Origin of the sequence: Geothrix alkalitolerans, from assembly GCF_022808885.1 — a bacterium.
Lineage (GTDB): Bacteria > Acidobacteriota > Holophagae > Holophagales > Holophagaceae > Geothrix > Geothrix alkalitolerans.
In genome coordinates this window covers 532,464-552,298 of sequence record NZ_JAKZLE010000002.1, presented here as the reverse complement: position 1 = coordinate 552,298, position 19,835 = coordinate 532,464, and the positions used below count along the sequence as shown (strand labels likewise).

The 19,835-nt window shown below is 67.2% G+C and carries 26 protein-coding genes; 19 read left to right on the top strand and 7 right to left on the bottom strand.

Translation table 11 applies throughout. The annotated features are described in order from the left end of the window. From MLJ35_RS06600 to MLJ35_RS06575, 6 genes are all read left to right on the top strand, one after another. Window positions 1-768 carry a Stp1/IreP family PP2C-type Ser/Thr phosphatase gene (locus MLJ35_RS06600; RefSeq protein ID WP_243321893.1) on the top strand — a complete coding sequence of 256 codons (768 nt, stop codon included), beginning with the start codon at window positions 1-3 and terminating at the stop codon, window positions 766-768. A gap of 67 nt (window positions 769-835) precedes the next feature. Next, on the top strand, window positions 836-1,930 hold the full coding sequence (gene pilM, locus MLJ35_RS06595; RefSeq protein WP_338028443.1) for a type IV pilus assembly protein PilM: 1,095 nt from the start codon (window positions 836-838) through the stop codon (window positions 1,928-1,930). Beyond that, a complete protein-coding gene (locus MLJ35_RS06590) occupies window positions 1,927-2,526 on the top strand; it encodes a PilN domain-containing protein (RefSeq protein ID WP_243383656.1) in 600 nt (199 codons plus the stop codon). Before pilM ends, MLJ35_RS06590 begins: the two co-directional genes overlap by 4 nt. An 8-nt stretch (window positions 2,527-2,534) precedes the next feature. Further along, entirely contained in the window at window positions 2,535-3,149 is a 615-nt protein-coding gene (locus MLJ35_RS06585) for a type IV pilus inner membrane component PilO (protein WP_243383655.1), read from the top strand. Between the two features lie 10 nt (window positions 3,150-3,159). Then, window positions 3,160-3,621 (top strand): pilus assembly protein PilP, encoded by a 462-nt coding sequence (locus MLJ35_RS06580; RefSeq protein ID WP_243383654.1) that lies wholly within the window; start codon window positions 3,160-3,162, stop codon window positions 3,619-3,621. Further along, window positions 3,618-5,660: a type IV pilus secretin family protein gene (locus MLJ35_RS06575; protein WP_243383653.1), complete on the top strand. Its 2,043-nt coding sequence runs from the start codon at window positions 3,618-3,620 to the stop codon at window positions 5,658-5,660. Before MLJ35_RS06580 ends, MLJ35_RS06575 begins: the two co-directional genes overlap by 4 nt. Before the next feature lie 62 nt (window positions 5,661-5,722). On the opposite strand, the gene MLJ35_RS06570 is transcribed toward MLJ35_RS06575, so the two are convergent. Genes MLJ35_RS06570 through MLJ35_RS06555 form a run of 4 tightly spaced genes read right to left on the bottom strand, consistent with a single transcriptional unit; the run spans window position 5,723 to window position 7,987 of the window. Beyond that, window positions 5,723-5,923: a hypothetical protein gene (locus MLJ35_RS06570; RefSeq protein ID WP_243383652.1), complete on the bottom strand. Its 201-nt coding sequence runs from the start codon at window positions 5,921-5,923 to the stop codon at window positions 5,723-5,725. Window positions 5,924-5,949: 26 nt separating this feature from the next. Next, window positions 5,950-6,102, bottom strand: a complete 153-nt coding sequence (locus MLJ35_RS06565; RefSeq protein WP_243321886.1) for a hypothetical protein — start codon at window positions 6,100-6,102, stop codon at window positions 5,950-5,952. Next, window positions 6,099-6,968, bottom strand: a complete 870-nt coding sequence (locus tag MLJ35_RS06560) for a 3-hydroxyacyl-CoA dehydrogenase family protein (protein WP_243383651.1) — start codon at window positions 6,966-6,968, stop codon at window positions 6,099-6,101. Before MLJ35_RS06560 ends, MLJ35_RS06565 begins: the two co-directional genes overlap by 4 nt. Next, entirely contained in the window at window positions 6,965-7,987 is a 1,023-nt protein-coding gene (locus MLJ35_RS06555; protein WP_243383650.1) for an NAD(P)-binding domain-containing protein, read from the bottom strand. The genes MLJ35_RS06560 and MLJ35_RS06555 overlap by 4 nt, the downstream gene beginning before the upstream one ends. An 87-nt stretch (window positions 7,988-8,074) precedes the next feature. Between MLJ35_RS06555 and MLJ35_RS06550 the strand changes: the two genes are divergently transcribed. From MLJ35_RS06550 to MLJ35_RS06515, 8 genes are all read left to right on the top strand, one after another. Continuing rightward, the gene (locus MLJ35_RS06550) at window positions 8,075-8,995 is read left to right on the top strand and encodes a PP2C family protein-serine/threonine phosphatase (protein ID WP_243321874.1); all 921 of its coding nucleotides are present in this window, start codon (window positions 8,075-8,077) and stop codon (window positions 8,993-8,995) included. A 17-nt stretch (window positions 8,996-9,012) separates the two neighbouring features. After that, window positions 9,013-9,603, top strand: a complete 591-nt coding sequence (rdgC, locus tag MLJ35_RS06545) for a recombination-associated protein RdgC (protein ID WP_243383649.1) — start codon at window positions 9,013-9,015, stop codon at window positions 9,601-9,603. Continuing rightward, window positions 9,604-10,152 (top strand): hypothetical protein, encoded by a 549-nt coding sequence (locus MLJ35_RS06540; protein ID WP_243293405.1) that lies wholly within the window; start codon window positions 9,604-9,606, stop codon window positions 10,150-10,152. Window positions 10,153-10,160: 8 nt separating this feature from the next. After that, window positions 10,161-11,831 carry an N-acetylmuramoyl-L-alanine amidase family protein gene (locus tag MLJ35_RS06535; protein ID WP_243383648.1) on the top strand — a complete coding sequence of 557 codons (1,671 nt, stop codon included), beginning with the start codon at window positions 10,161-10,163 and terminating at the stop codon, window positions 11,829-11,831. Window positions 11,832-11,904: 73 nt separating this feature from the next. Beyond that, window positions 11,905-12,330: a hypothetical protein gene (locus tag MLJ35_RS06530; RefSeq protein WP_243383647.1), complete on the top strand. Its 426-nt coding sequence runs from the start codon at window positions 11,905-11,907 to the stop codon at window positions 12,328-12,330. 75 nt (window positions 12,331-12,405) lie between these two features. After that, window positions 12,406-12,903, top strand: coding sequence for a 5-(carboxyamino)imidazole ribonucleotide mutase (gene purE, locus MLJ35_RS06525; protein ID WP_243383646.1), 498 nt, complete (start codon window positions 12,406-12,408; stop codon window positions 12,901-12,903). Window position 12,904: 1 nt separating this feature from the next. Next, window positions 12,905-13,390: a MogA/MoaB family molybdenum cofactor biosynthesis protein gene (locus MLJ35_RS06520; protein ID WP_243321862.1), complete on the top strand. Its 486-nt coding sequence runs from the start codon at window positions 12,905-12,907 to the stop codon at window positions 13,388-13,390. Beyond that, window positions 13,387-13,602 carry a hypothetical protein gene (locus tag MLJ35_RS06515; protein WP_243383645.1) on the top strand — a complete coding sequence of 72 codons (216 nt, stop codon included), beginning with the start codon at window positions 13,387-13,389 and terminating at the stop codon, window positions 13,600-13,602. Before MLJ35_RS06520 ends, MLJ35_RS06515 begins: the two co-directional genes overlap by 4 nt. On the opposite strand, the gene MLJ35_RS06510 is transcribed toward MLJ35_RS06515, so the two are convergent. After that, window positions 13,603-14,337: a hypothetical protein gene (locus MLJ35_RS06510; RefSeq protein WP_243383644.1), complete on the bottom strand. Its 735-nt coding sequence runs from the start codon at window positions 14,335-14,337 to the stop codon at window positions 13,603-13,605. Between the two features lie 54 nt (window positions 14,338-14,391). On the opposite strand from MLJ35_RS06510, the gene MLJ35_RS06505 reads away from it, so the two are divergent. From MLJ35_RS06505 to MLJ35_RS06485, 5 genes are all read left to right on the top strand, one after another. Beyond that, window positions 14,392-14,904: a YqgE/AlgH family protein gene (locus tag MLJ35_RS06505; RefSeq protein ID WP_243383643.1), complete on the top strand. Its 513-nt coding sequence runs from the start codon at window positions 14,392-14,394 to the stop codon at window positions 14,902-14,904. Between the two features lie 166 nt (window positions 14,905-15,070). Continuing rightward, window positions 15,071-16,411, top strand: a complete 1,341-nt coding sequence (locus MLJ35_RS06500) for an ammonium transporter (RefSeq protein WP_243383642.1) — start codon at window positions 15,071-15,073, stop codon at window positions 16,409-16,411. 19 nt (window positions 16,412-16,430) lie between these two features. Further along, complete coding sequence (locus MLJ35_RS06495; RefSeq protein WP_243288214.1) at window positions 16,431-16,772, top strand: P-II family nitrogen regulator; 342 nt, start codon at window positions 16,431-16,433, stop codon at window positions 16,770-16,772. Between the two features lie 28 nt (window positions 16,773-16,800). Beyond that, window positions 16,801-18,210 (top strand): cryptochrome/photolyase family protein, encoded by a 1,410-nt coding sequence (locus tag MLJ35_RS06490; protein ID WP_243383641.1) that lies wholly within the window; start codon window positions 16,801-16,803, stop codon window positions 18,208-18,210. A gap of 59 nt (window positions 18,211-18,269) precedes the next feature. Then, window positions 18,270-18,551, top strand: a complete 282-nt coding sequence (locus tag MLJ35_RS06485; RefSeq protein WP_243383640.1) for a 2Fe-2S iron-sulfur cluster-binding protein — start codon at window positions 18,270-18,272, stop codon at window positions 18,549-18,551. A 308-nt stretch (window positions 18,552-18,859) separates the two neighbouring features. Here the strand turns inward: MLJ35_RS06485 and recR are convergent, their stop codons facing one another. Both recR and MLJ35_RS06475 read right to left on the bottom strand, forming a co-directional pair. Next, complete coding sequence (recR, locus tag MLJ35_RS06480; protein WP_243383639.1) at window positions 18,860-19,459, bottom strand: recombination mediator RecR; 600 nt, start codon at window positions 19,457-19,459, stop codon at window positions 18,860-18,862. A 73-nt stretch (window positions 19,460-19,532) separates the two neighbouring features. Next, a complete protein-coding gene (locus tag MLJ35_RS06475) occupies window positions 19,533-19,835 on the bottom strand; it encodes a YbaB/EbfC family nucleoid-associated protein (RefSeq protein WP_243288218.1) in 303 nt (100 codons plus the stop codon).

Here is a 19,835-nt window from a genome sequence, read left to right as displayed (position 1 = left end):
ATGAGGATCCACGCCGCGGGAAAGACCGATGTCGGTTGTGTCCGGAAGCACAACGAGGACAGCTACCTGGCCGACGCGGACCTGGGGCTTTTCGTCGTGGCGGACGGGCTCGGCGGACATGCCGCCGGTGAGGTGGCCAGCCAGATCGTCGTGGATACCGTGGCCAAGTTCGTGGGCGACACCCGGGAGAAGGACCGGACCTGGCCCATGGAGTACGATCCCAACCTCTCCTACGATGGGAACCGTCTCAGGGCGGCACTGCTTCTGTCGGATCGGGCGATCGCCGAAGATATCCGACGCAACCCTGAGCGGGAGACCATGGGTTCCACCGTGGTGGCGGGTTTGCTTCATGACTCGCAGGTGACCCTGGCCCACGTGGGGGACAGCCGGGCCTACCTGTTGGGCCCCGACGGCATCCGGCAGGTGACACGGGACCACAGCTGGGTGGCCGAGCAGGTGGCAAGCGGCATCTTGACGCCTTCCGAGGCCCGGGTTCACCCCTTCCGGAACGTCATCACCCAGGCGCTGGGCAACGGGGGGGACCTGGATATTGAAGTCCAGAACCTGGAGCTGGGTAAAACGGAGCGACTTTTGCTTTGCTCTGATGGCCTGTCAGGAATGATCGGCGATAGACAGATCTGGGACATCGTGACGCAGTCCTCGAACCTTCAAGAGGCTGTGGAATCACTTGTTCTGGCTGCCCGAGAGCAGGGTGGCGAGGACAATATCACGGCCATTCTGGTCGGTCTTGGCCCTGAATTGACCTGACGCAAAAATAGTTAACCTTGACCTAACCCATTCCAGCGCTACCATCTCCAATACCTATATTCTCCAAGTGAGGCATCCGGTGGGTCTCTTCGGAAGCAAACCCAAAAGTCTTGTTGGCTTGGATATCGGATCCAGCTCAGTGAAAGTCTGTGAACTCCAGCAGATTGGAAAGGGTGGCCAATCGCGCTACCGCCTCCAGAAGCTGGGCAGGGTCGCCCTTCCTCCCGATGCCATCGTGGACGGCGACATCATGGATAGTAATGCCGTGGCCTCTGCTATCCGCCAAGTCATGGCGGAACAGAAAATCAAAGCCAAGGATGTGGCCATCTCCGTGTCAGGTCAGCAGGTGATGGTCAAAAAAGTGACATTCCCGCTCATGAGCCAGGCGGAATTGGCGGAATCCGTCCGCTGGGAAGCCGAAAGCTTCTTCCCGGCCGGCCAAGGTTTGGATTCCTACGCCCTGGATTACTACCTCCTCGAAGAGCGGGCGGCGGACGGCAACATGGACGTGGTGTTGGTGGCCTGCCGCAAGGACAAGCTGGAAGCCTACGTCAGCTGCGTGGCCCAGGCCGGGTACAGCCCCAAGGTGGTGGACGTCGATGTGTTCGCCATCCAGAACACCTATGAAGCCAACACCATGGGAGGTGGCCGAGACGAGGTCGTCGCCCTGGTCAACCTGGGCGCCACCTTCACCAACCTCACCATGATGGTGGGAGGCAAATCGGTGTTCTGGCGTGACATGGCCTGGGGCAGCAGCCGCTACTCCGAGAAGCTCATGGAGGACTGGGGTGTGACTCGGGAGGGGGCCGAGCGGTTGAAGCGCAACCAGGCCGCCGAAGGGCACCAGCCGGACGAGGTCCAGCCGTCGATCAATGCCGTATCGGACGCCTTCGCGGATGAACTCAGCCGGACCCTCGATTTCTTCAAGAGCAGCTTCAAGGTGGACCGACTCGACCGGGTGCTCGTCAGCGGCGGCGGTTCCATGATCCATGGACTGATGGATGTGCTGGGCGATCGGCTGCGGGTTTCCGTGGACCGCTTCAATCCCTTCCAGCTCGTTGAGATCGATGGTCGGACCGAGGATCCCATGACGGTTCGCGAGATCGGCGGCGGCGCCACCGTCGTGGTCGGGCTGGCTTTGCGCCAAGTGGGGGACCGATGATCAAGATCAACCTGCTGGGTGACGCTCTGGCTCAGGTCGGGGGAAAGAAGGGGGCCAACAAGGCGGCCGCCGAACCCGTCCAGGTCTACACGGGTGAAGGCGGCAGCCGCTCGAGCTTGCCGATCGCCGGCGTGGTGGTGGGCCTGGCGATCGCGGCCTGCGGCGGCATCTACTATGTCTGGCTGAACAGCCTCCTCACCAAGGCCGAGAAGCAGAAGGCCGACCTGGAGCGCGACAAGAAGCAGTACGAGCCCTACATCGCCCTGGAGAAGACCTTCCGCGAGAAGAAGGCCGCCCTCCAGAAGAAGGAAGAGGTGATGACCACCCTCAAGCGGCAGCAGTCGCTCCCGGTGCACCTCATGGAGGAACTCGCCAACAGCCTGCCGGACGACGTGTGGTTCAAGAAGATCAGCCAGAAGGGGGCCCTCATCACCATTGAGGGTGAAGGCCGGAATTTCGAGGCCATCAATGCCTTCTACGGCAACCTCCAGTCCCGCACGCGCTGGTTCAAGAAGATCAACTATCCGAGCGCGAAGCGCGGGACCACCGGCTCCTTCGACTTCACGATCTCCTTCGAACTCCAGAACGCTGTCTGAGGTAGGCCATGAATCCCCAGCTTCAGAAACAGATCGGCGTCGGCGCGGTGGCGGGCATCGTCGTGGCCGGCTTGGTCTACTTCCTGCTCGGCGGGAAGCGGGGCGAGCTGGAAACGGTCCAGACCGAGGTGAAGACCCTCCAGGCAGAGGTGGACAAGGGCCGTCTCCTCAAGGCCAGTTACGAGAAACTGCGCGACGAGGTCGCCAAGCAGGACAAGCGCATCGAAGAGCTGATCAAGATCATGCCCTCCGAGGCGGACTACGGCGAGATCCCCTACCGCATCAAGAAGCTCGCGGATAATGCTGGCATCGACCAGGTCTCCTTTTCCCTCAAGCCCGAACGGCGCGACACCTACTACACGGAAAAGCCTGTGGAGTTCGAGTTCCGGGCGGGGTATCACAGCTTCGGCCAGTTCACCTCCCTGATTTCCGGCTACGACAAGATCATCAACGTCTCGAATGTCGAGTTCATCCGCAAGGTCGAAAAAGGCAGCACCTTCTACCCGGCCACGGTGAAGTGCACCATCAGCGCCTTCATCTACAGCCCGGAGCCCCCCCCGGCTGCACCCGCCAAGAAACCCGGCCCGGCGCCAGCCGCCAAGGGCCGGGCCAAGGAGGATTGAGGAACTCGCCATGATCCATCGACTCCTACTCCTCCCCCTGCTCGCCGGCCTCACACTGGCCGCTCAGACCGGCCCGGCGGCCAAGCCCGCCGAGGCTCCAGCCGCTACGACGACGGCACCCGAAGTCCCCGCCCAGGACGTGGCCGTCATCAAGATCACACCGTACAAGCCCACCATCCAGCGGGACCCCTTCTCCACTCCCCGGGATGACCGCCCCGCCGATGCGCTCGACCTCATCGACGATATCTCCGTCAAGGGCATGATCCGAAAAGACGGCAAGAATTTTGCCATCGTCTCCGACAGCCGCGGGACTGTCCGCTGGCTGCCAGTCGGCCATCGGTTCAAGGATGGCGAGATCGCCAGCATCACCGACAAGGCTGTGACGTTCCACCAATGGGATGTGAACACCACCAACCGTTCTATATTCCGCACCATCACGAAGCTATTCAAGCGTGAGGAGGGTAAACGATGAATGCTCGCCTGAGTTCCTTGCTGGTCGCAGGGGGCGTGGTCCTGGCGGGGATCCACACGGGGTCCCTCCACGCCTCGCCGACCGTGGAAACCGCTGCCGCGAAGGCCGTGCTGGTCTCGGCAACCTTGGAACCCGCCGGCGCGGGTGCCAAGGTCCTGCTCCGGATCCCTGGCATGGCGGGACAGCCGGCCATCCAGGTACTCTCCAGCCCTCTCCGGGTGGTCCTCGATCTTCCGGGTGTCGCCCGGGGGACCGCCGTCACCAAGAAGGACTTGGCCCTGCTGACCCATCCGCTGGTCCAGAAGGCCCGTCTCGGTCAGTTCTCGATGGCACCCAAGCCGGTGACCCGGCTGGTGCTCGAGGTGGCTCCCGGCACTCAGGTGGTGGTGGGCAGCAATCCCGAGGGGGTCCAGCTGATGCTGAATCCAGGCGCGGGTCCCGTCCAGGCTCATCTTGAGGGCATCTACCGCCCTGAGGCCCTGCCGCTTCCGACGGTCGTCAAGGCTTCGGCTCCCGCAGTCGTCGCCTCCGCCCCGGCGGCTTCGCTCAATCCTGGAAGACCTCCTGCCGCCCCCAAGGCCTTGGCCAGCCTCCCGGCGATGGGAAGTTCCTTCCAGCTTCTGCCTCAGCTGGCCGCCTCCACCGCCCTTCCGGTGGCTAGTCCCGAAGCCGTGCAGCTGCCCGAAGCCGAGAAAGCCCAGCCCCCTGCTCACAACCGATACGCTGGCCGCACCCTCGGCGAGGCCACCACCAAGTACACCGGCGCCAAGATCACCATCGACCTCCAGAACACGGATATCCGGGACTTCCTCCGCATCCTCGCGGACACCGGCAAGCTGAATTTGGTGATGGACCCGGACGTGCAGGGCAACTACGGGTTCAAGTTCAACGAGACCCCCTGGGACCAGGTCCTCGACGTGGTGCTCAAGAACGCCAGCCTGGGCAAGGAAATCCAGAACGGCGTCCTGCGCGTCGCCAAGGTTGAAAAGCTTCAGAAGGAAGAAGAGGAGCGCAAGAGGCTGGAGGAGACGAAAGCCCTGGCGGGGGAACTCCAGACCATCACCCGTCCCCTCTCCTACGCGAAGGTGAGCGATGTCCAGAAGATCCTCAAGGAGATGATGACCAAGCGTGGCTCGGCCATCCTGGATGATCGCACCAACACCCTCATCATCACGGACCTGCCTTCCCGCATTCCCGTCATCTCCGAACTGCTGGACACCCTTGATGTCCAGATCCAGCAGGTGCAGATCGAAGCCCGGGTGGTGGAAGCCAACAAGGACTGGCAGCGTCAGTTCGGCGTCAAGTGGCCCCAGGCGAACGGTACCACTGCAAGTATCACTGGTGGAACTGGCACATCTGGAACACCTTGGGTAGGTTCACAGGCACCATTCTGGAACGGCATCCAAGGCTTCAATCGCACAGCTTCAGGCCAACACGCCGCCGTGGCCTGGGCACCCGGTGTGACCGGAGTGACTTCTATCACCGCCCCCGCTGGTGAACTGTGGCTTTCCTTCCTCAGCAACCGCTTGAGCATCAATGCAGTCCTGCAGGCGCTGGAATCCGACGGCACCGTGAAGATCGTCTCCTCCCCGAAAGTGGTGACCCAGAACAACAAGAAGGCCACCATCCTCAGCGGCGAGAAGATCCCCTATCCCACCCAGCAGGGTGGCGCCCAGGGTGGTGCGATCACGGTGGCCTTTGTGGATGCCAATCTGCAGCTGGATGTCACGCCCCAGATCACCAACGAGGGCACCATCATCATGGACATCAAGCTGGAAAAGGCCGAGGCCGATTTCACCCGCACCGTGAACGGCACTCCTACCATCCTCCGCAAGGCTTTGGAGACCCAGATGCTCGTGCGAGACGGTGGAACGGCGGTGCTGGGTGGCGTCTACATCACGAACCATACCGCTGGCCGGGTGGGGGTCCCGTTTCTGTCGAAGATCCCCCTGTTGGGATTCCTCTTCCGGAAGGACACGAAATCCGAGTCGAACAGCGAGCTGTTGATCTTCATCACGCCGCGGGTGCTGCGCCAGTAGCCCGGCGCCACCCAAAAGGAAACGGCCCCGATCGGGGCCGTTTCCTTTTGGGTGGAATGAAACTACTTCGTGATGGGGAGGGTTCGGACGAGGCGCTTGCAGCTGTTGCAGAGGATGGTGAAGTTGTCCGCCTGCTCGAAGTGGTACTTGAATCCGGGATCTTCCGCGACCTTCTCCAGGCGGCCGAAGTGGTATTCGGCAATGCGCACGCTTTGGGGGGCGGTCAGATCGGCGCCGCAGTGGGTGCAGGAGATGGCGGCCATGCTTGCTCCTCGGGAAGGCTGGAGATTCAGGAATGGAACAGTTTCCAGAGCCCCCAGCTTAGCAGAGCCAGCGCGGCCAGGCCCACGAAGACCCGCAGCAGCACCTTGCCGATCCGATATGCGACGTAGATCACGAACAGGAGGACCAGGCCTCCGACCACGATGATGGTGGGGCTCACAGGCGCCTCCCGTCTGGGTCCCAGATGTAGAAACCCTTCCCCGCTTTCCGTCCGGTCTCTCCTCGGGCCACCAGCTGCCGAAGCAGGGCTGGTGGTTCGAAACGGGCATCTCCAGAACCCTGGAAGAGTCCCGCCGAGATCCGCAGGCGCAGATCCAAGCCCACGCGGTCCGACAGCTCCAGGGGCCCCGTGGGGTGGCCATAGCCCAGGGTCATGAGCGCATCCAGGTCCTCCGCGGAGGCCACGCCGGCCTCCAGCAGCCGCATGGCCTCCAACCCCTGGGCCAGGGCCATGCGGGCTGCAGCGAATCCGGGTTGGTCCCTCACGACCACCACCCGCTTGCGTAGAACCAGGCCGAGGGTCTGGGCGCGGGCCAGCAGATCCGGCGTGGTCCCGGGAGGCACCGCGACTTCCACCACCGCCATGCGGGGCACGGGCACGAAGAGGTGGAAGCCCAGGAGACGCCCGGGGATTTGTGCGGCCTCTGCCAGGCCCGCGATGGGCAGAGCCGAGGTGCCACACAGCATCAGCAGGTTTGCGTCGCCCCAGCGGGCGGCCTCGGCCAGGGCCGGAGCTTTCACGGCGGGATCTTCGGGTAGGGCCTCCAGGAAGATGCTCACATCCTCCATGGCCTTCGGCCCAAAAGAGGCCATCTGGATCCTGCTCCGGACCTGCCCATGGACCTCGGGCGACAGGGTGCCACTCTCCAGGGCCAGCTTCCAGCGTCGTTCCACCTCTTGCAGCCCGCGGCGGGCATGCGCCAGATTCCGGCCCAGAAGCCGCACGTCCAGCCCGCACTCGGCCGCCCACTGGGCCGCGGACAGGCCGAGGGCCCCTGGGCCGAGGATGGCGAGGCAGCCGGTCAAAGCCCGGCCTCGGATCCCGGAATCCGGCATTCCAGGTGCCCCTGGCAGAGCCCCTCCCAGACCACGGCCCGGCCGGTATTGAAGGCTTTCACGATGGAGCCTTTCCCGCCCGCCACCAGATCGCCAGCCAGGAAGAGTCCGTGGACGGTGGAGTGGTACCGGTGGTCCACCTGGGGGTGCCTGCCGTCCAGTTCCACCCCGGCCTGGCGCAGGAATCCCTCCGGCGTGGCGCCGCCGAGGGCGTAGACCACCCGGTCGAACCGGGCCGTCCGGCCGTCCTTGAAGAAAACCTCGACCCGCGGGGTTTCGCCGGTGTCCCGGAGCGAGGCGATGTCCGCCTTGCGCCAGACCGCAGCCTGGTGCGAGGCGTCCAGTTCCTGGAGAATTCGGCGGTTCACCTCGTTGGCCTTGGTGAACTCCGCCCCGCGGTAGGCCAGGGTCACGGAACGCCCCGCATAGAGGTATTCCACGTATTCCAGCGCGGTGTTGCCGCCTCCCACCACCAGCACGCGCTCCCCCTCGGGAACCGCCTCCGTGAGGTCGAAGCGGACATGGCCCTTGAGGCTGGCCGGAATGGAATAGTCCGGCTTGTTGGGCCGGCCGAACACGCCGATGGCGATGACCACGGTCTTTGCCCGGTAGAGGGCCCCTTGCGCATCCGCGGCTTCGAACCCGCCCCCCTCCAGCGGGGTGATGCGGCTGACTTCCGTGTGGCTGCGGATCTCCAGGCCGTACTGGCGCACGAAGTCGTCCAGGGTCGCCAGCACGGTCTCCCGGGTGCCGTCGACGATGCAGATCGCGCCCTCGCAATCCACGTCCTGGCCCAGGTAGACCTTGTCCACCCGTTTCCCGGGGGTATAGAGCTTCTCGATGGAAAAGCTGTGGCTGGGCCCCTTTTCCAGCAGCAGCAGGCGCTGGATGCCTGCCCGGCGCGCCTCCACGGCGGTGGCGATGCCCGCGGGGCCGGCCCCGACGATCAACAAGTCCAGAAGATCCGTTTCCGCGGGGCCTTCAGCCATTAGATTCGCTCCTCCACCCGCTATGATGAACGGAAAGGGCCCTCCGTACCTCCCCGAACCCGCCGCTCGCCAGGGTTGTCATTCTTCATGCTCATCGATTTCGCCGCGATCACCCATCCGGGCAAAGTCCGGAGGAACAACGAAGATGCCTACCTGCTAAGCGCGCTGGATGGCGAAGAGCCCATCATCAATGCGCCCGCCAGCTCGCTGAAGGTGGGCGAGCCGGGCCTGCTGGTGGCTGTGGCGGACGGCATGGGCGGAGCCGCCGCCGGCGAGGTCGCCAGCCGGGAGGGGTTGGCGGCGATCTCCCTCTACTTGTTCGGGCATTGGGGGCGGCTTGCGCCGGGCCAGGGCCGCGAGGCTGACCTGGTCAAGGCGCTGGAAGCCGCGGTTCGGGAGGCCAGTGATGCCGTCCTGCGCTACTCCGATGACGACCGCTCGGCCCGGGGCATGGGCTCCACGCTCACGGCCGCGGTCATCTGGGGCGGTTGTGCCTACGTGGCCCAGATCGGAGATTCCAGGGCCTATCTTCTGCGCCAGGGCGCGCTTCACCAGATTACGGAGGACCAGACCCTCGTGAACGACATGGTCGCCCAGGGCACCCTCACCCGGGAGCAGGCACGCACCCATCCCCAGCGCAACATGATCACCCAGGCCCTGGGCTCGCCCCAGCCGCTGAAGGTGGCCCTCTCCCGGCTCACCCTGCGCCGGGGGGACCGCCTCCTCTGCTGCTCCGACGGGCTCCACGGCGAGGTGGGCGACGGCCACATCCGGGAGGTGCTGGATCAGAGCCTCAGCCCCCGACGCAGCCTGGAGCTGCTGGTGGAAGAGGCCATCGCACGGGGTGGGCGTGACAACGTCACCGGCGTGGTCCTGGTCCTCAACGATCCCTCCCTTCCCCTGCCCGCGAGCGGGGAGCCCCTGGACCTGCTGCGCCCGGACGCCCGGGATCATGCCAGCGGGTTCTGGGGCCGCCTGCGGGGTCTTTTCGGAGGCGGCGCCTCATGAGCATGCTTCAAGGGACCGTGTCCCTCAAACGCTTCCTGGTACTGGGCCCGGTGCCCGATCCCAAGGACCTCCAGGCGGGACTGGAGCAGGACCAGTTCCGCCCCTTCCAGGATGGCTCGGAAGAGGAGCGCATCGGCTGGTGCGACTGGCGCAACCCGCTCATCACCCCGCCCGACGAGAACTGGGTCAGCCAAGAGCGCTTCGCCGTCTTCGGCCTCCGCATCGATACGCGCCGTGTGCCGTCCACGCTGCTGAAGGCTCATGTGGAGCTCCGCCTGCAGACCATCCAGAAGGAGAAGGACCTGGCCTTCATCGGCAAGGAAGCCCGCATCTCCCTGCAGGACGAGGTGAAGGCCGAGCTGCTGCGCAAGGTCCTTCCCACGCCCAAGGTGGTGGAGGTGGCCTGGGACCTGAAGGGCGGGATCCTCTGGACCACGGCCTCCTCCAGCAAGGCCCAGGGCGCGCTCACGAGCCTCTTCATCAAGTCCTTCGGGTGCGAGGTCCATCCCCTGGCGCCCCTGGTGCTGGCCGGTCGGCTGTGCCCCGAACTGCCCGTGGAGGGCCTGATGGCCCTGGATCCGCTGGATCTCGAAGTCGAGGAGGCCTAGGTGAAGCCGCTTGAACTGATGGAGCAGGGCCGCTTTCTCGGCGAAGAGTTCCTGCTCTGGTTGTGGATGAAGAGCATGACCGAAGGCGGCGCCAGCGGAGAAGATGGCGACGGCTCCGGCTGCTTCGTGGACGATGCCATCCAGCTGGCCTCCGAGCGCGGCGAGGTGAAGGAGATCAGCCTTCGCAAGGGCAACCCCTCCGAGAGCCGCGAGGCCTTCGAAGCCCTGGGTCGGGGCATGCGCCCCGCGAAGATGAAGCTGCGCATCCTCTCCGGCGACCTGGAGTGGGTGTTCACCCTCAACGCCGCCACCCTGGACATGGGCACGCTCAAGCTGCCGCCCAGCACCGGTAAGGCCCCCCACGAGCGGCTCCACGACCGCCTCTTCCTGCTGGAGGAGGGCGCCGGCCACCTGGAGCGCCGCCTGGCGATCTTCCTCCGCGCCCGGTCCGAGGATCCCGAGGGCCTCCAGGAATCCTTCCGCGCCTGGGTGCGGGCCGGACGCTCCGGCGAGGCGCTGCCCACGGGCGAGGCCCCGTGGGAGGCCTGAGCCTCCGCATGCCGGCAGGCCTGAGGCGCGCGACGGTCCTGCTCCTGCCCGCCATGATCGCCGTGGCGCAGGAACCCGCGCCGGTGCTAGCGCAGGCCCGCACGCCCGAAGGCCGGACCATCCTCCTGCGCCTCCAGTTCCGCAAGAGCCTCAGCGTCGAAGGGAAGGCCCTGCCGAAGGCCTTCCTGGCAAAGGGCGTGGATCCCAGTGGCTGGGTGGCCTTCGAGGGGCTCAGCCCCCAGGGCAAGCGCTGGGCCCTGTCGGCGCTGTTCCCGGACGACCAGTGGCGGCAGGAGGAGGTGCGGCACACCGTCCGCCACCCCGAGGTGGAATCCGTCTGGACCATGGCGGCGCTCTTCACGGGGCACGGCCAGAACTACGATCGGCTCATGGCTGAAAATCCCGACCTGCCGGAAAAACTGCGGGAAGGCGACACCTGGCGCATCCCCCGCAACCTGCTATCGGCAGACCTCGGCGGCGCGGGCCGCGGGCCCGACCGGTCCCAGCCCGAGGACGAGCTGGACGACGAGGCCCGCGTGGCGGCCTATCGGGCCCTGCTCTCCTTCGGCGAGGACGCCCGAGGCAAGTACGCCGCCTATCGCATGCGCAAGGGCGAGGCGCTGTATTCGAGCGTGGTCATCCGCTACACGGACCGGGTGGATCCCAAGGGCGTGAACGAGCTGGCGGACCTCATCGCCCGCCGCAGCGGCATCGCCGACGTGCGCGGCATCCAGCCCGGCCAGCTCGTCAAGATCCCCGTGGCCTACTTGGCGGACCCCTTCCAGTCCGAGGGCAGTTCGGGCTTGGCGGAAGAGCGCGAGGTCCGCGCCGAGGTCCGCCGCACGGCGCGCGTGGAAGCCGGTCCCAAGCTCAAGGGCGTGCGGATCATCCTGGACGCCGGCCACGGCGGCGTGGACCCAGGCGCCCGGGCCAACGGCCTGTGGGAATCGGACTTCGTCTACGACATCACCATGCGGGTGCGCCGGCTCCTGGAGCAGGAAACCGAGGCCCAGGTGAGCAGCACCATTCGCTACCCAGGTCTGGGATTCAAGAGCCGCGAATCGATCCGCACGCCCAGTCGCGCCGCGGAGATCCTCACCAGCCCGCCCTTCGCCGTGGACGGTGAGAGCCCTTCGGCGGTGAGCGTCCACCTGCGCTGGGTGCTGGCCAACGACCTCTTCGCGGCCTTCCGGAAGACTCGGGGCGATGCCCAGAAGACGCTGTTCCTCAGCTTCCACGCCGACAGCCTGCACCCTTCGGCGCGGGGCTCGATGATCTACGTACCCGGGGCCGCCTTGGTGCCGTCGACCTTCGCGTTGGGCGGCGCCAAGACCGGCCGCGTGGTCGAGGCGCGGCGTTCGAGCCGCGTGGCCTTCACGGGCCGGGAGAAGCTTCAGGGCGAGGCCCGGTCCCGCCAGTTCTCGGAAGCGTTGCTGACGGCCCTCCAGAAGGACAGCATCCCCGTCCACGCCAACCGCCCCATCCGCAACGTCATCCACCGCGGCGGCGGCAAGTGGATCCCCGCCGTCATCCGCTACAGCACCGGTGCCACCAAGGCCCTCATCGAAGTGGCCAACCTCACCAACGAGGAGGACGCCGCCAACCTGCGCGATCCCGGCTTCCGCGAGCGCTACGCCGTGGCCGTGGTGAACGCGATCCGGGCGTACTTCCGGAAGTAGTCTAGGTAGGACCGCGCAAAGGTGCCCTTTGCGCCGGTGGGAAAAGACTCAAAATGGGGACCGGGAGAGTCGGATGCGCGTTCTCGTGGTGATGCTGCTCCTCCTGGCCGGCCTCGGTTGCCGGAAGCCAGAGGTTGTGGCGGCGCCGCGGGCGCGGCTCATCGTGCGGTTCCTGGACCGCGACGCGGTGCTGGACCTTGCCGCGGTGCCGGCCGAAGGCTCCTGGCGCGTGATGAACGCGGGGCAGTGGGAGCCCCTGGACGTGCGCTGGAAAGCCGGCGCCCAGGGCGCCGCCCCGCGCATCGGCGCCGCCGTGGTGGGCCGCACGGCCCCCGACTGGGTGCTGCTGGAGGATCCCGCTCAGGACACGCACCGCGTCGTCATGCGCGGCCCCGGTCCCGAAGAGCTTCGCGAGCGGAACCAGCGCATGGACTCCGAGGACCAGGAAGCCCTGGCCTTCCTGGGCGTCCTCTGGGCGCTGGGGTGGTCGAGGTGGTAGGACACGGTCTCAGGCTCCGCTAGAATGGCCCTTCCCAAGGCGGCCCTTCTGGCCCCTGGTGATTGAGAGGCGACCATGACGACGACTCCCCTGGCGGGCATCCTGATGGGCTCCAAGAACGACTGGGAGACCATGCAGCACACGGCGCTGACGCTCAAGGCGCTGGGGATCCCCTTCGAGGCCCATGTGGCCAGCGCGCACCGCACGCCGGAGAAGGTGGTCGAGTTCTGCAAGGGCGCCGAGGGCCGGGGCATGAAGGTGATCATCGCGGCGGCTGGCGGGGCGGCGCACCTGGCGGGCGTCTGCGCCAGCAAGACCCACCTGCCGGTGCTTGGCGTGCCCATGAAGGGCTGGGCCACGGAGGGCATGGATGCGCTGCTCTCCACAGTGCAGATGCCCTCGGGCATTCCCGTCGGCACCCTCGCCATCGGCAAGGCCGGGGCCATCAACGCCGCGCTGCTGGCCGCCTCCATCCTCTCCCTCACGGATGCCGGCATCCGCGACCGCTACCTGGCCTACCGGAAGGCGCAGACCGAAAAGGCCCTGGCCGACGACGATCTCGTGATGCCCTGACATGGACCGCGTCCACCTCATCACCCTGTCGGACCGCGCCTCGCGCGGGGAGTACCAGGACCAGTCGACGCCTCTGCTGACGTCCTGGCTCCAGGGGCAGGGGGTGAAGGCGGTGACCTCCTCGCTGATGCCGGACGATCCCGCGGCCCTGGAGACGGATCTCCGGGCCGCGGTCGCCGCCGGCACGCCTCTGGTGCTGACCTGCGGTGGGACGGGCTTCGGGCCCCGGGACACCACACCCGAGGCCACGCGTCGTGTGATGGAGCGCGAGGCACCGGGCATCTGCGAACTGATCCGCGCCAAGGGCGGGCATCCCCTGGCCTTCGCCAGCCGCGCCGTCTGCGGCATCGCGGGACGGACGGTGATCCTCAACCTCTCCGGCCGCCCCGCGGCGGCCCTGGAGCAGATCCAGCTGGCCTGGCCCCTCCTTCTGCATGCCGTCTCCGTGCTGCGGAAGGAAGGATCCGCCGGAGGGCCCTGCACGTGAAGGTCTGGGCCCGGATCAACCACGTGGGCTGGGTGCACCTCTGGCGCACCCGCGAGGCCTTCGAGGAGGCCGAGCCCTCGGCCCACTTCCTCCACGGCAGGACGGACCCACGCTGGGCGGAAGCCCCTCTCACCTCCGCGCAGCGGCGGGCCCTGGAGGCTGGCGACCTGGTCGAGATCGAGGATCCGGGCTTCTTCGACGACGAGGAATGATCAGGCCGCAGGCGTGGCCACCGCGGCTTCCAGCCGGTGGTAGAGCGCCAGCAGGGAGCAGCTGAGCCAGAGGTTCATGGCGCCGCCCAGCAGGTTGAAGATCCAGAAGGCCGGATGTTTCAGGCGAAGCAGCGCACCGGGGCCCAGGTCGGGGTCCGTGGGCGGCAGCAGGCGATCGAGGGCCCAGCCCGCGACGATCTGGTAGAGCAGGGCCACCAGGAGCAGGGCGAGCACCGCCTGAACGACCCGAGGCCAATTCCGCGCCATGGCGGCCTGGCTCCAGCGCAGGGCGGCCGCCACTGAATCCCCGCGGAGCAGCATCCGCAGGGGCGCCCAGCCGAAGAGGGTGAGGATGAGGATGCCGGGCATCAGGAAGCACAGCAGACCCAGACCGATGGCCACGCTCAAGCCGAGACGAAGCAGAAAGGTGCGCAGCCAGCGGCCTTCGAAGGCGTCGTGCCAGGCTGCGACGGGGTTGGCCGGGTGGTTGCGGAGCTCCGCATCCAGTTGCGCTGTCAGCCTGGGGATGAAGTACATCTCCAACGGCAGCAGGCCCGCCAGACCAAAGAGGGCCTGGACCGGCAGGCTGGGACCGGCTCCGGCCGCCAGTTCCAGGGCCGGCCCCAGCTGGGAGAGGCCCATGGCCAGCACCGCCAGCCCCAGGCAAAGCAGGGGATGGCGGCGCAGCAGGGAGAGGCCTTCCCCCAGGGCGCCGAGGTGGGATGGTGCAGGCATGCGCATCCCTCCAGGCTATCCGGGCGCGCCCCGTGGGCTATCATTCTCGGCATCATGACGCCTGAAGCCCCCTGCCTCCTGGTGGCCAGCCCTTCCCTCCTGGACCCCAACTTCCTGCACACGGTGGTGCTGGTGGTGGAACACGACGAGGAGGGCGCGCTGGGGATCATCCTCAACCGGCCCCTGCCCCTCGCGCTGGCCCAGGTCGGCGAGGAGGGCGGCCTGGAGTATGAAGGTTCCGAAGACGCCACTGCCTGGCGTGGCGGCCCGGTGGACCCCCAGCGGGGCATCCTTCTGGTGCAGGGCGGCCTGCCGGCGGATGAGGACACAGTGGTGGACCTCACCCATTTCGTGAGCCACCGCAAGGATCTGCTGGAATCCCTGCTGGCGGATTCATCGGCCCGCTACCGCCTCTTCCTGGGCTACGCCGGGTGGAGCCCGGGGCAGCTCGATCACGAACTGGAAGTGGGCGCGTGGACGCGACGTCCCGTGGTCTCCGAATGGCTCATGCATCCAGATCCCACGGGGCTCTGGCAGGTCGCCCTGGGCAGTGGCACCAACGGCTGAACGGGGCCGAGCGGGGGCGCTTCCGGCCGCGGCTCCCGGAGCCGGGTTATACCTGTATCAATTATTTTAATGATTGGCCATCAATCCATTAAATGGATTGATTCAAAGGTAGACTTTCCATCTTCAATTTCACCGGCAGGCCCACCCCGCTTCCCCGGAGGAACCGATGACCTGGATGCGATCCCTTCGTTTCGTCGCCATCCTGGGCCTGGGTCTGGGACTGGGCGCGGGGCTCCCCCTGGCCGCCGCCGGGGCCGCCCCGGTGAATGACACCGGAACCACGGCGTGGATGCTGACCTCCACCACCCTGGTGCTGCTGATGGTGCCGGGGCTGGCCATGTTCTACGGCGGGCTGGTCCGCACCAAGAACGTGCTGGGGACGATGATGCATTCGTTCTCGGCCATGGCCGTGGTGGGCGTGCTCTGGACGGTGGTGGGCTACGCGCTGAGCTTCGGCCCCAACGCCCTCGGCGGCCTGGTGGGCTGGAGCCGGGACCTGGTGCTCCTGCGAGGCATCGACCACACCATCCTGCCGGCCGGCGTCCCCGAGTACGCCTTCGCCATGTTCCAGGGCAAGTTCGCCATCATCACGCCGGCCCTGATCGCCGGGGCTGTGGCCGAGCGCATCTCCTTCAGGGGCTGGGTGGCCTTCATCACGCTCTGGGTGCTCCTTGTTTACTGCCCGCTCTGCCACTGGGTGTGGGCCTCCGACGGCTACTTCTTCAACCTAGGGGCCAAGGGGGCCATCGACTTCGCCGGCGGTACCGTGGTGCACATCTCCTCGGGCGTGGCGGGCCTGGCCCTGGCGCTGTTCCTGGGGGCCCGCCACGGCTATCCGAAGACCGCCATGGCGCCGAACAACTTGACCTTCACCCTCATCGGCGCGGGTTTGCTGTGGGTGGGCTGGTTCGGCTTCAACGCGGGCTCGTCCATCGCCTCGAACCTGGAGACCGCCCGGGCCCTCACGGTCACCCAGGTGGCCGCGGCCGCGGGCGCCCTCACCTGGGTACTCATCGAGATCATCCGTGAGGACAAGCTCACCAGCCTGGGCATGGCCTCGGGCATCCTGGCGGGCCTGGTGGTCATCACCCCGGCCGCGGGCGTGGTCCAGGTGGGCGGTGCCATCGCGCTCGGCGCCATCGCATCCTGCACCTGCTACGGCATGATCATGCTGAAGAACCGGCTGGGCTACGACGACTCCCTGGACGCCTTCGGCATCCACGGCACCGGCGGCATCGTCGGTGCCCTGGGCCTCACCTTCTTCATCCGGGGCTCCTGGTGGGCCGAGGCCGCGGCCAAGCACCCCGGCTGGGGCCTGCTCTCCCAGCTGAAGGTCCAGGCCTTCGCGGTGGCAACCACCATCGTGTTCTCGGTGGTGATGACGCTGCTCATCGCCTGGCTGGTGGAGAAGGTGGTCGGGTTCCGCGTGGCCGAGGGCGTGGAGAAGACTGGCCTCGACCACGAGATCCATGGCGAGCGCGCCTATGGCCTGAACAACCTCAACTAGGCTGAACCAGGAGGCTTTGATGAAGCTCATCACCGCCATCATCCCCGAGGAGAAGCTCGACGAGGTCCGCGAGGCCCTCATCGAGGCCGAGATCGAGCGCATCACCGTCTCCCGGGTCAGCGGCCATGGCCGGCAGCAGGAGATCATGGTCCAGCGCGGCAAGAAGATCGTGCCCAACCTGATCCCCAAGGTCCAGATCACCATCGCCTGCAACGACGAGTTCGAGGACATCACCGTGGACACCATCATCCGCACGGCCCGGCACGGGGCCGGCGCGGTGGGCGACGGCAAGATCTTCGTCCAGGACCTGAAGGAGTGCATCCGCATCCGCACCGGGGAGCGGGGCGGCCAGGCCATCTGATTTTCGCGTTCCGGGCTAGGCTTTCTGCATGCGCAGCATCGTCTGGTTCCGGGGCAAGGACCTCCGCGTGGCGGACCACGGGCCTCTCGTGGAGGCCGCCGCCGCGGGCGAGGTGATCCCGCTCTTCGTGCTGGATCCCTTCTTCTTCGCATCGGAGCGGGTCCGGGGCCTGCCTCACCGCATGCAGTTCCTGCTGGCGTCGCTGGTGTCCCTGGAGGCCAACCTGGCCCACCTTGGATCGCGCCTGCTGGTGGTACCGGGTCGCAGCGTGGAGGTGGTGCCCCGCCTGGCTGAGGCCTGGAAAGCCGACCGGGTGCTGGCCCACCGCTGGGTGGAGCCTTTTGCGCGGGAGCGCGACAGCCGGGTGGGCGAAGCCCTGGCCCGCGCGGACATCGCCTTCCGCCTGTTCGAGGGCGAAACGCTGCTGCCGCCGGGCTCGGTGCGGAACGGGCAGGGCGGCATGTTCCGGGTGTTCACGCCCTTCGCCCGGGCCTGCGGGGCGAAGCTGGATCTGGAGCCGGCGCTGGCCGCCCCGCGGTCGCTTCCGCCGGTTCCCGCGGACATCCGGGCCGACACGGTGCCGATTCCTTCGCCGCAGGCGCTGGGGCTTGTTCCCAATCCCCGCCTCCAGGCCGGCGGGGAGCGGGCGGCCCACCAGCGACTGAAGACCTTCGTGGAGGCGCACCTCGCCGCCTATGGGATGTCCCGGGATCGCATGGACCTGGAAGGCACGTCGCGCCTCAGCGCGGACCTGAAGTTCGGCACGTTGTCGGTGCGGTCCCTCTGGCAGGCCGTGGCGGCAGCCGAGGCGAGCGAGTCCGGGCTCTGCTACCTCAACGAGCTGCTGTGGCGTGAGTTCAGCCACCACTTGCTGTGGGAGTGGCCGGAGGTGCTGGAGCGCCCGTTCCGTCGCGGGTTCGAGGGCTTCCCCTGGCGCGAGGACCCAGCCGCCTGGGAGGCCTGGACGGAGGGCCGCACGGGCTATCCGGTGGTGGACGCCGCAGCCCGGCAGCTGATGGCCGAAGGCTTCGTCCACAACCGCGCCCGCATGGTGGCCGCCAGCTTCCTGACCAAGCACCTGCTGCTCGACTACCGGCGCGGCGAGGCCCACTACCTTCGCTGGCTCACGGATGGTGACTGGGCCGCGAACAACGCGGGCTGGCAGTGGTGCGCCGGCTGCGGCTGCGACGCCCAGCCCTGGTTCCGGATCTTCAATCCCACCTCCCAGGGGTTGAAGTTCGATCCGGAGGGCGGCTACGTCAGGCGCTGGGTGCCGGAGCTGGCCGACTGCCCCACCGCCTTCATCCACGAGCCCTGGAAGGCCCCGCAGGCGATTCGTCAGCGGCTCGCCTACCCCGAGCCCATCGTGGACCACGCCTTCGCGCGGGAGCGGTTCCTGGCCACTGCGAAAGGCCATCTGGGCCCAGGGGCGCCCTGATAAAGTGGAGGCAGCGGTTCGCCGCTATCCCTTCTGCTTTATTGACTTATGGGTATTGCATGCACACCATCCGATTCGACGGCAAGAAACCCGGCAGCGCCGAGTGCGAGCAGGAGACCGCGCTTCTCGCGGCCAGCACCCGGGCCGGCGTGCCCCTGAACCACCGCTGCGGCGGCCACGCCCGCTGCGGCACCTGCGTCGTCACTGTGGTCGAGGGCGCGGAGCACCTGAGCGAGAAGGGGAACGCCGAGACCCGCGTGCTCGAGGTGCTCAAGGCCGGCCCCGATCAGCGCCTCGCCTGCCAGACCTGGGCCCGGGGCGATGTCTCTGTGAAGTACTGACCCGGATCGTTTTCGAAAAGCAGAACGCGAAGCGCGCCAAGACGCCCTCTGGGCGCGAAGAGCGCGAATGGGGCCTCGACCCATCCCGGACATCCCTTCGAGGGTGGCGGATGTGGGCGGTTTCGAGGGCCGCCTCGATCCGCCACCCTCGAAGCAGGTCGCGCTGCACGCGACCTGAGGCCGAAGGCCTGGGTGCCCTCCGCCGAGGCGATCGGCTATCTTCGCGCCCTTTGCCAGGAGCGAAGCTCCTCTTGGCGCTCTTCGCGTTCTTCCTTCGAAGGTTCCTCCTGTCCGTCAGGAAGGGAAGGCTACCCGATGGGCCGGCGACCCTCCATGGCGCGGTCCAACGTGAGCTCGTCGGCGTATTCGAGATCGCTGCCGATGGGGAGGCCGAGGCCGATGCGGGTGGTGCGGACGCCGATGGGCTCGAGGATGCGAGCCAGCCAGCTGGCGGTGGCCTCGCCGTCCACCGTGGGGTTGGTGGCCAGGATGATCTCCTGGATGGCGCCATCCTCCAGGCGCTTGAGCAGCTCGCGCACGCGCAGCTGGTCGGGGCCCACGCCGCGCAGGGGCGAGATGAGGCCGCCCAGCACGTGGTAGCGGCCCCGGAAGTGGCCGCTGCGCTCGAAGCTGAGCACGTTGGAGGCCTCGGCCACGATGACGAGACTGGCGGGATCGCGCCGCGGGTCCAGGCAGATGGGGCAGGTGGGCTGGTCCGTGAAGGCGCCGCAGACCTGGCAGAAGCCCACCTTGTCGGCGGCCTGCTGGAGCTGGTGCGCCAGGTGGGCCATGGCCTCGGGTCCTTCCTTGAGGAGGTGCAGAGCCATGCGTTGGGCGGACTTCGCCCCCACGCCCGGCAGCTTCTGGAGGCTCTCCACCACGGCCTCGAGGGGCGGCGGCAGCTTCATAAGGAGCCTCCCCGCTTCCCGACGCCAGCCGCGGACTGACAGCTGACAGCTGAGAGCTGGCAGCCGATGGCCATCAGAGCCCCAGCCCGGGAATGCCCAGGCCCGCGCCCATGCCGCCCATCTGCTTCTTCATGGCCTCGTCCACCTTGGCGGTGGCGTCGCGGAAGGCGGCCATGAGCAGGTCCTCCAGCATGGAGGGATCCTCGGGGTCCATGGCGTCCTTGGCGATGGAGAGGCCCACCAGCTCCTTGGAGCCGTTCAGCGTGACCTTCACCAGCTCGCCGCCGGCGGTGCCCTCGATGCGCAGGTTGGCCTGGGCCTCGGCAAGCTTCGCCTGCATCTGCTGGGCCTGTTTCATCAGGAAGCGCATGTCCAT

Coding starts and splice junctions, on each gene's coding strand:
- MLJ35_RS06490 (WP_243383641.1), top strand. CDS start 16,801: ATGCGCAGCATCGTCTGGTTCCGGGGCAAGGACCTCCGCGTGGCGGAC.
- MLJ35_RS06575 (WP_243383653.1), top strand. CDS start 3,618: ATGAATGCTCGCCTGAGTTCCTTGCTGGTCGCAGGGGGCGTGGTCCTG.
- MLJ35_RS06495 (WP_243288214.1), top strand. CDS start 16,431: ATGAAGCTCATCACCGCCATCATCCCCGAGGAGAAGCTCGACGAGGTC.
- MLJ35_RS06555 (WP_243383650.1), bottom strand. CDS start 7,987: ATGGCTGAAGGCCCCGCGGAAACGGATCTTCTGGACTTGTTGATCGTC.
- MLJ35_RS06600 (WP_243321893.1), top strand. CDS start 1: ATGAGGATCCACGCCGCGGGAAAGACCGATGTCGGTTGTGTCCGGAAG.
- MLJ35_RS06550 (WP_243321874.1), top strand. CDS start 8,075: ATGCTCATCGATTTCGCCGCGATCACCCATCCGGGCAAAGTCCGGAGG.
- MLJ35_RS06520 (WP_243321862.1), top strand. CDS start 12,905: ATGGACCGCGTCCACCTCATCACCCTGTCGGACCGCGCCTCGCGCGGG.
- MLJ35_RS06590 (WP_243383656.1), top strand. CDS start 1,927: ATGATCAAGATCAACCTGCTGGGTGACGCTCTGGCTCAGGTCGGGGGA.
- MLJ35_RS06500 (WP_243383642.1), top strand. CDS start 15,071: ATGACCTGGATGCGATCCCTTCGTTTCGTCGCCATCCTGGGCCTGGGT.
- purE (WP_243383646.1), top strand. CDS start 12,406: ATGACGACGACTCCCCTGGCGGGCATCCTGATGGGCTCCAAGAACGAC.
- MLJ35_RS06535 (WP_243383648.1), top strand. CDS start 10,161: ATGCCGGCAGGCCTGAGGCGCGCGACGGTCCTGCTCCTGCCCGCCATG.
- recR (WP_243383639.1), bottom strand. CDS start 19,459: ATGAAGCTGCCGCCGCCCCTCGAGGCCGTGGTGGAGAGCCTCCAGAAG.
- MLJ35_RS06570 (WP_243383652.1), bottom strand. CDS start 5,923: ATGGCCGCCATCTCCTGCACCCACTGCGGCGCCGATCTGACCGCCCCC.
- MLJ35_RS06530 (WP_243383647.1), top strand. CDS start 11,905: ATGCGCGTTCTCGTGGTGATGCTGCTCCTCCTGGCCGGCCTCGGTTGC.
- MLJ35_RS06585 (WP_243383655.1), top strand. CDS start 2,535: ATGAATCCCCAGCTTCAGAAACAGATCGGCGTCGGCGCGGTGGCGGGC.
- MLJ35_RS06510 (WP_243383644.1), bottom strand. CDS start 14,337: ATGCCTGCACCATCCCACCTCGGCGCCCTGGGGGAAGGCCTCTCCCTG.
- MLJ35_RS06505 (WP_243383643.1), top strand. CDS start 14,392: ATGACGCCTGAAGCCCCCTGCCTCCTGGTGGCCAGCCCTTCCCTCCTG.
- MLJ35_RS06475 (WP_243288218.1), bottom strand. CDS start 19,835: ATGGACATGCGCTTCCTGATGAAACAGGCCCAGCAGATGCAGGCGAAG.
- MLJ35_RS06485 (WP_243383640.1), top strand. CDS start 18,270: ATGCACACCATCCGATTCGACGGCAAGAAACCCGGCAGCGCCGAGTGC.
- MLJ35_RS06580 (WP_243383654.1), top strand. CDS start 3,160: ATGATCCATCGACTCCTACTCCTCCCCCTGCTCGCCGGCCTCACACTG.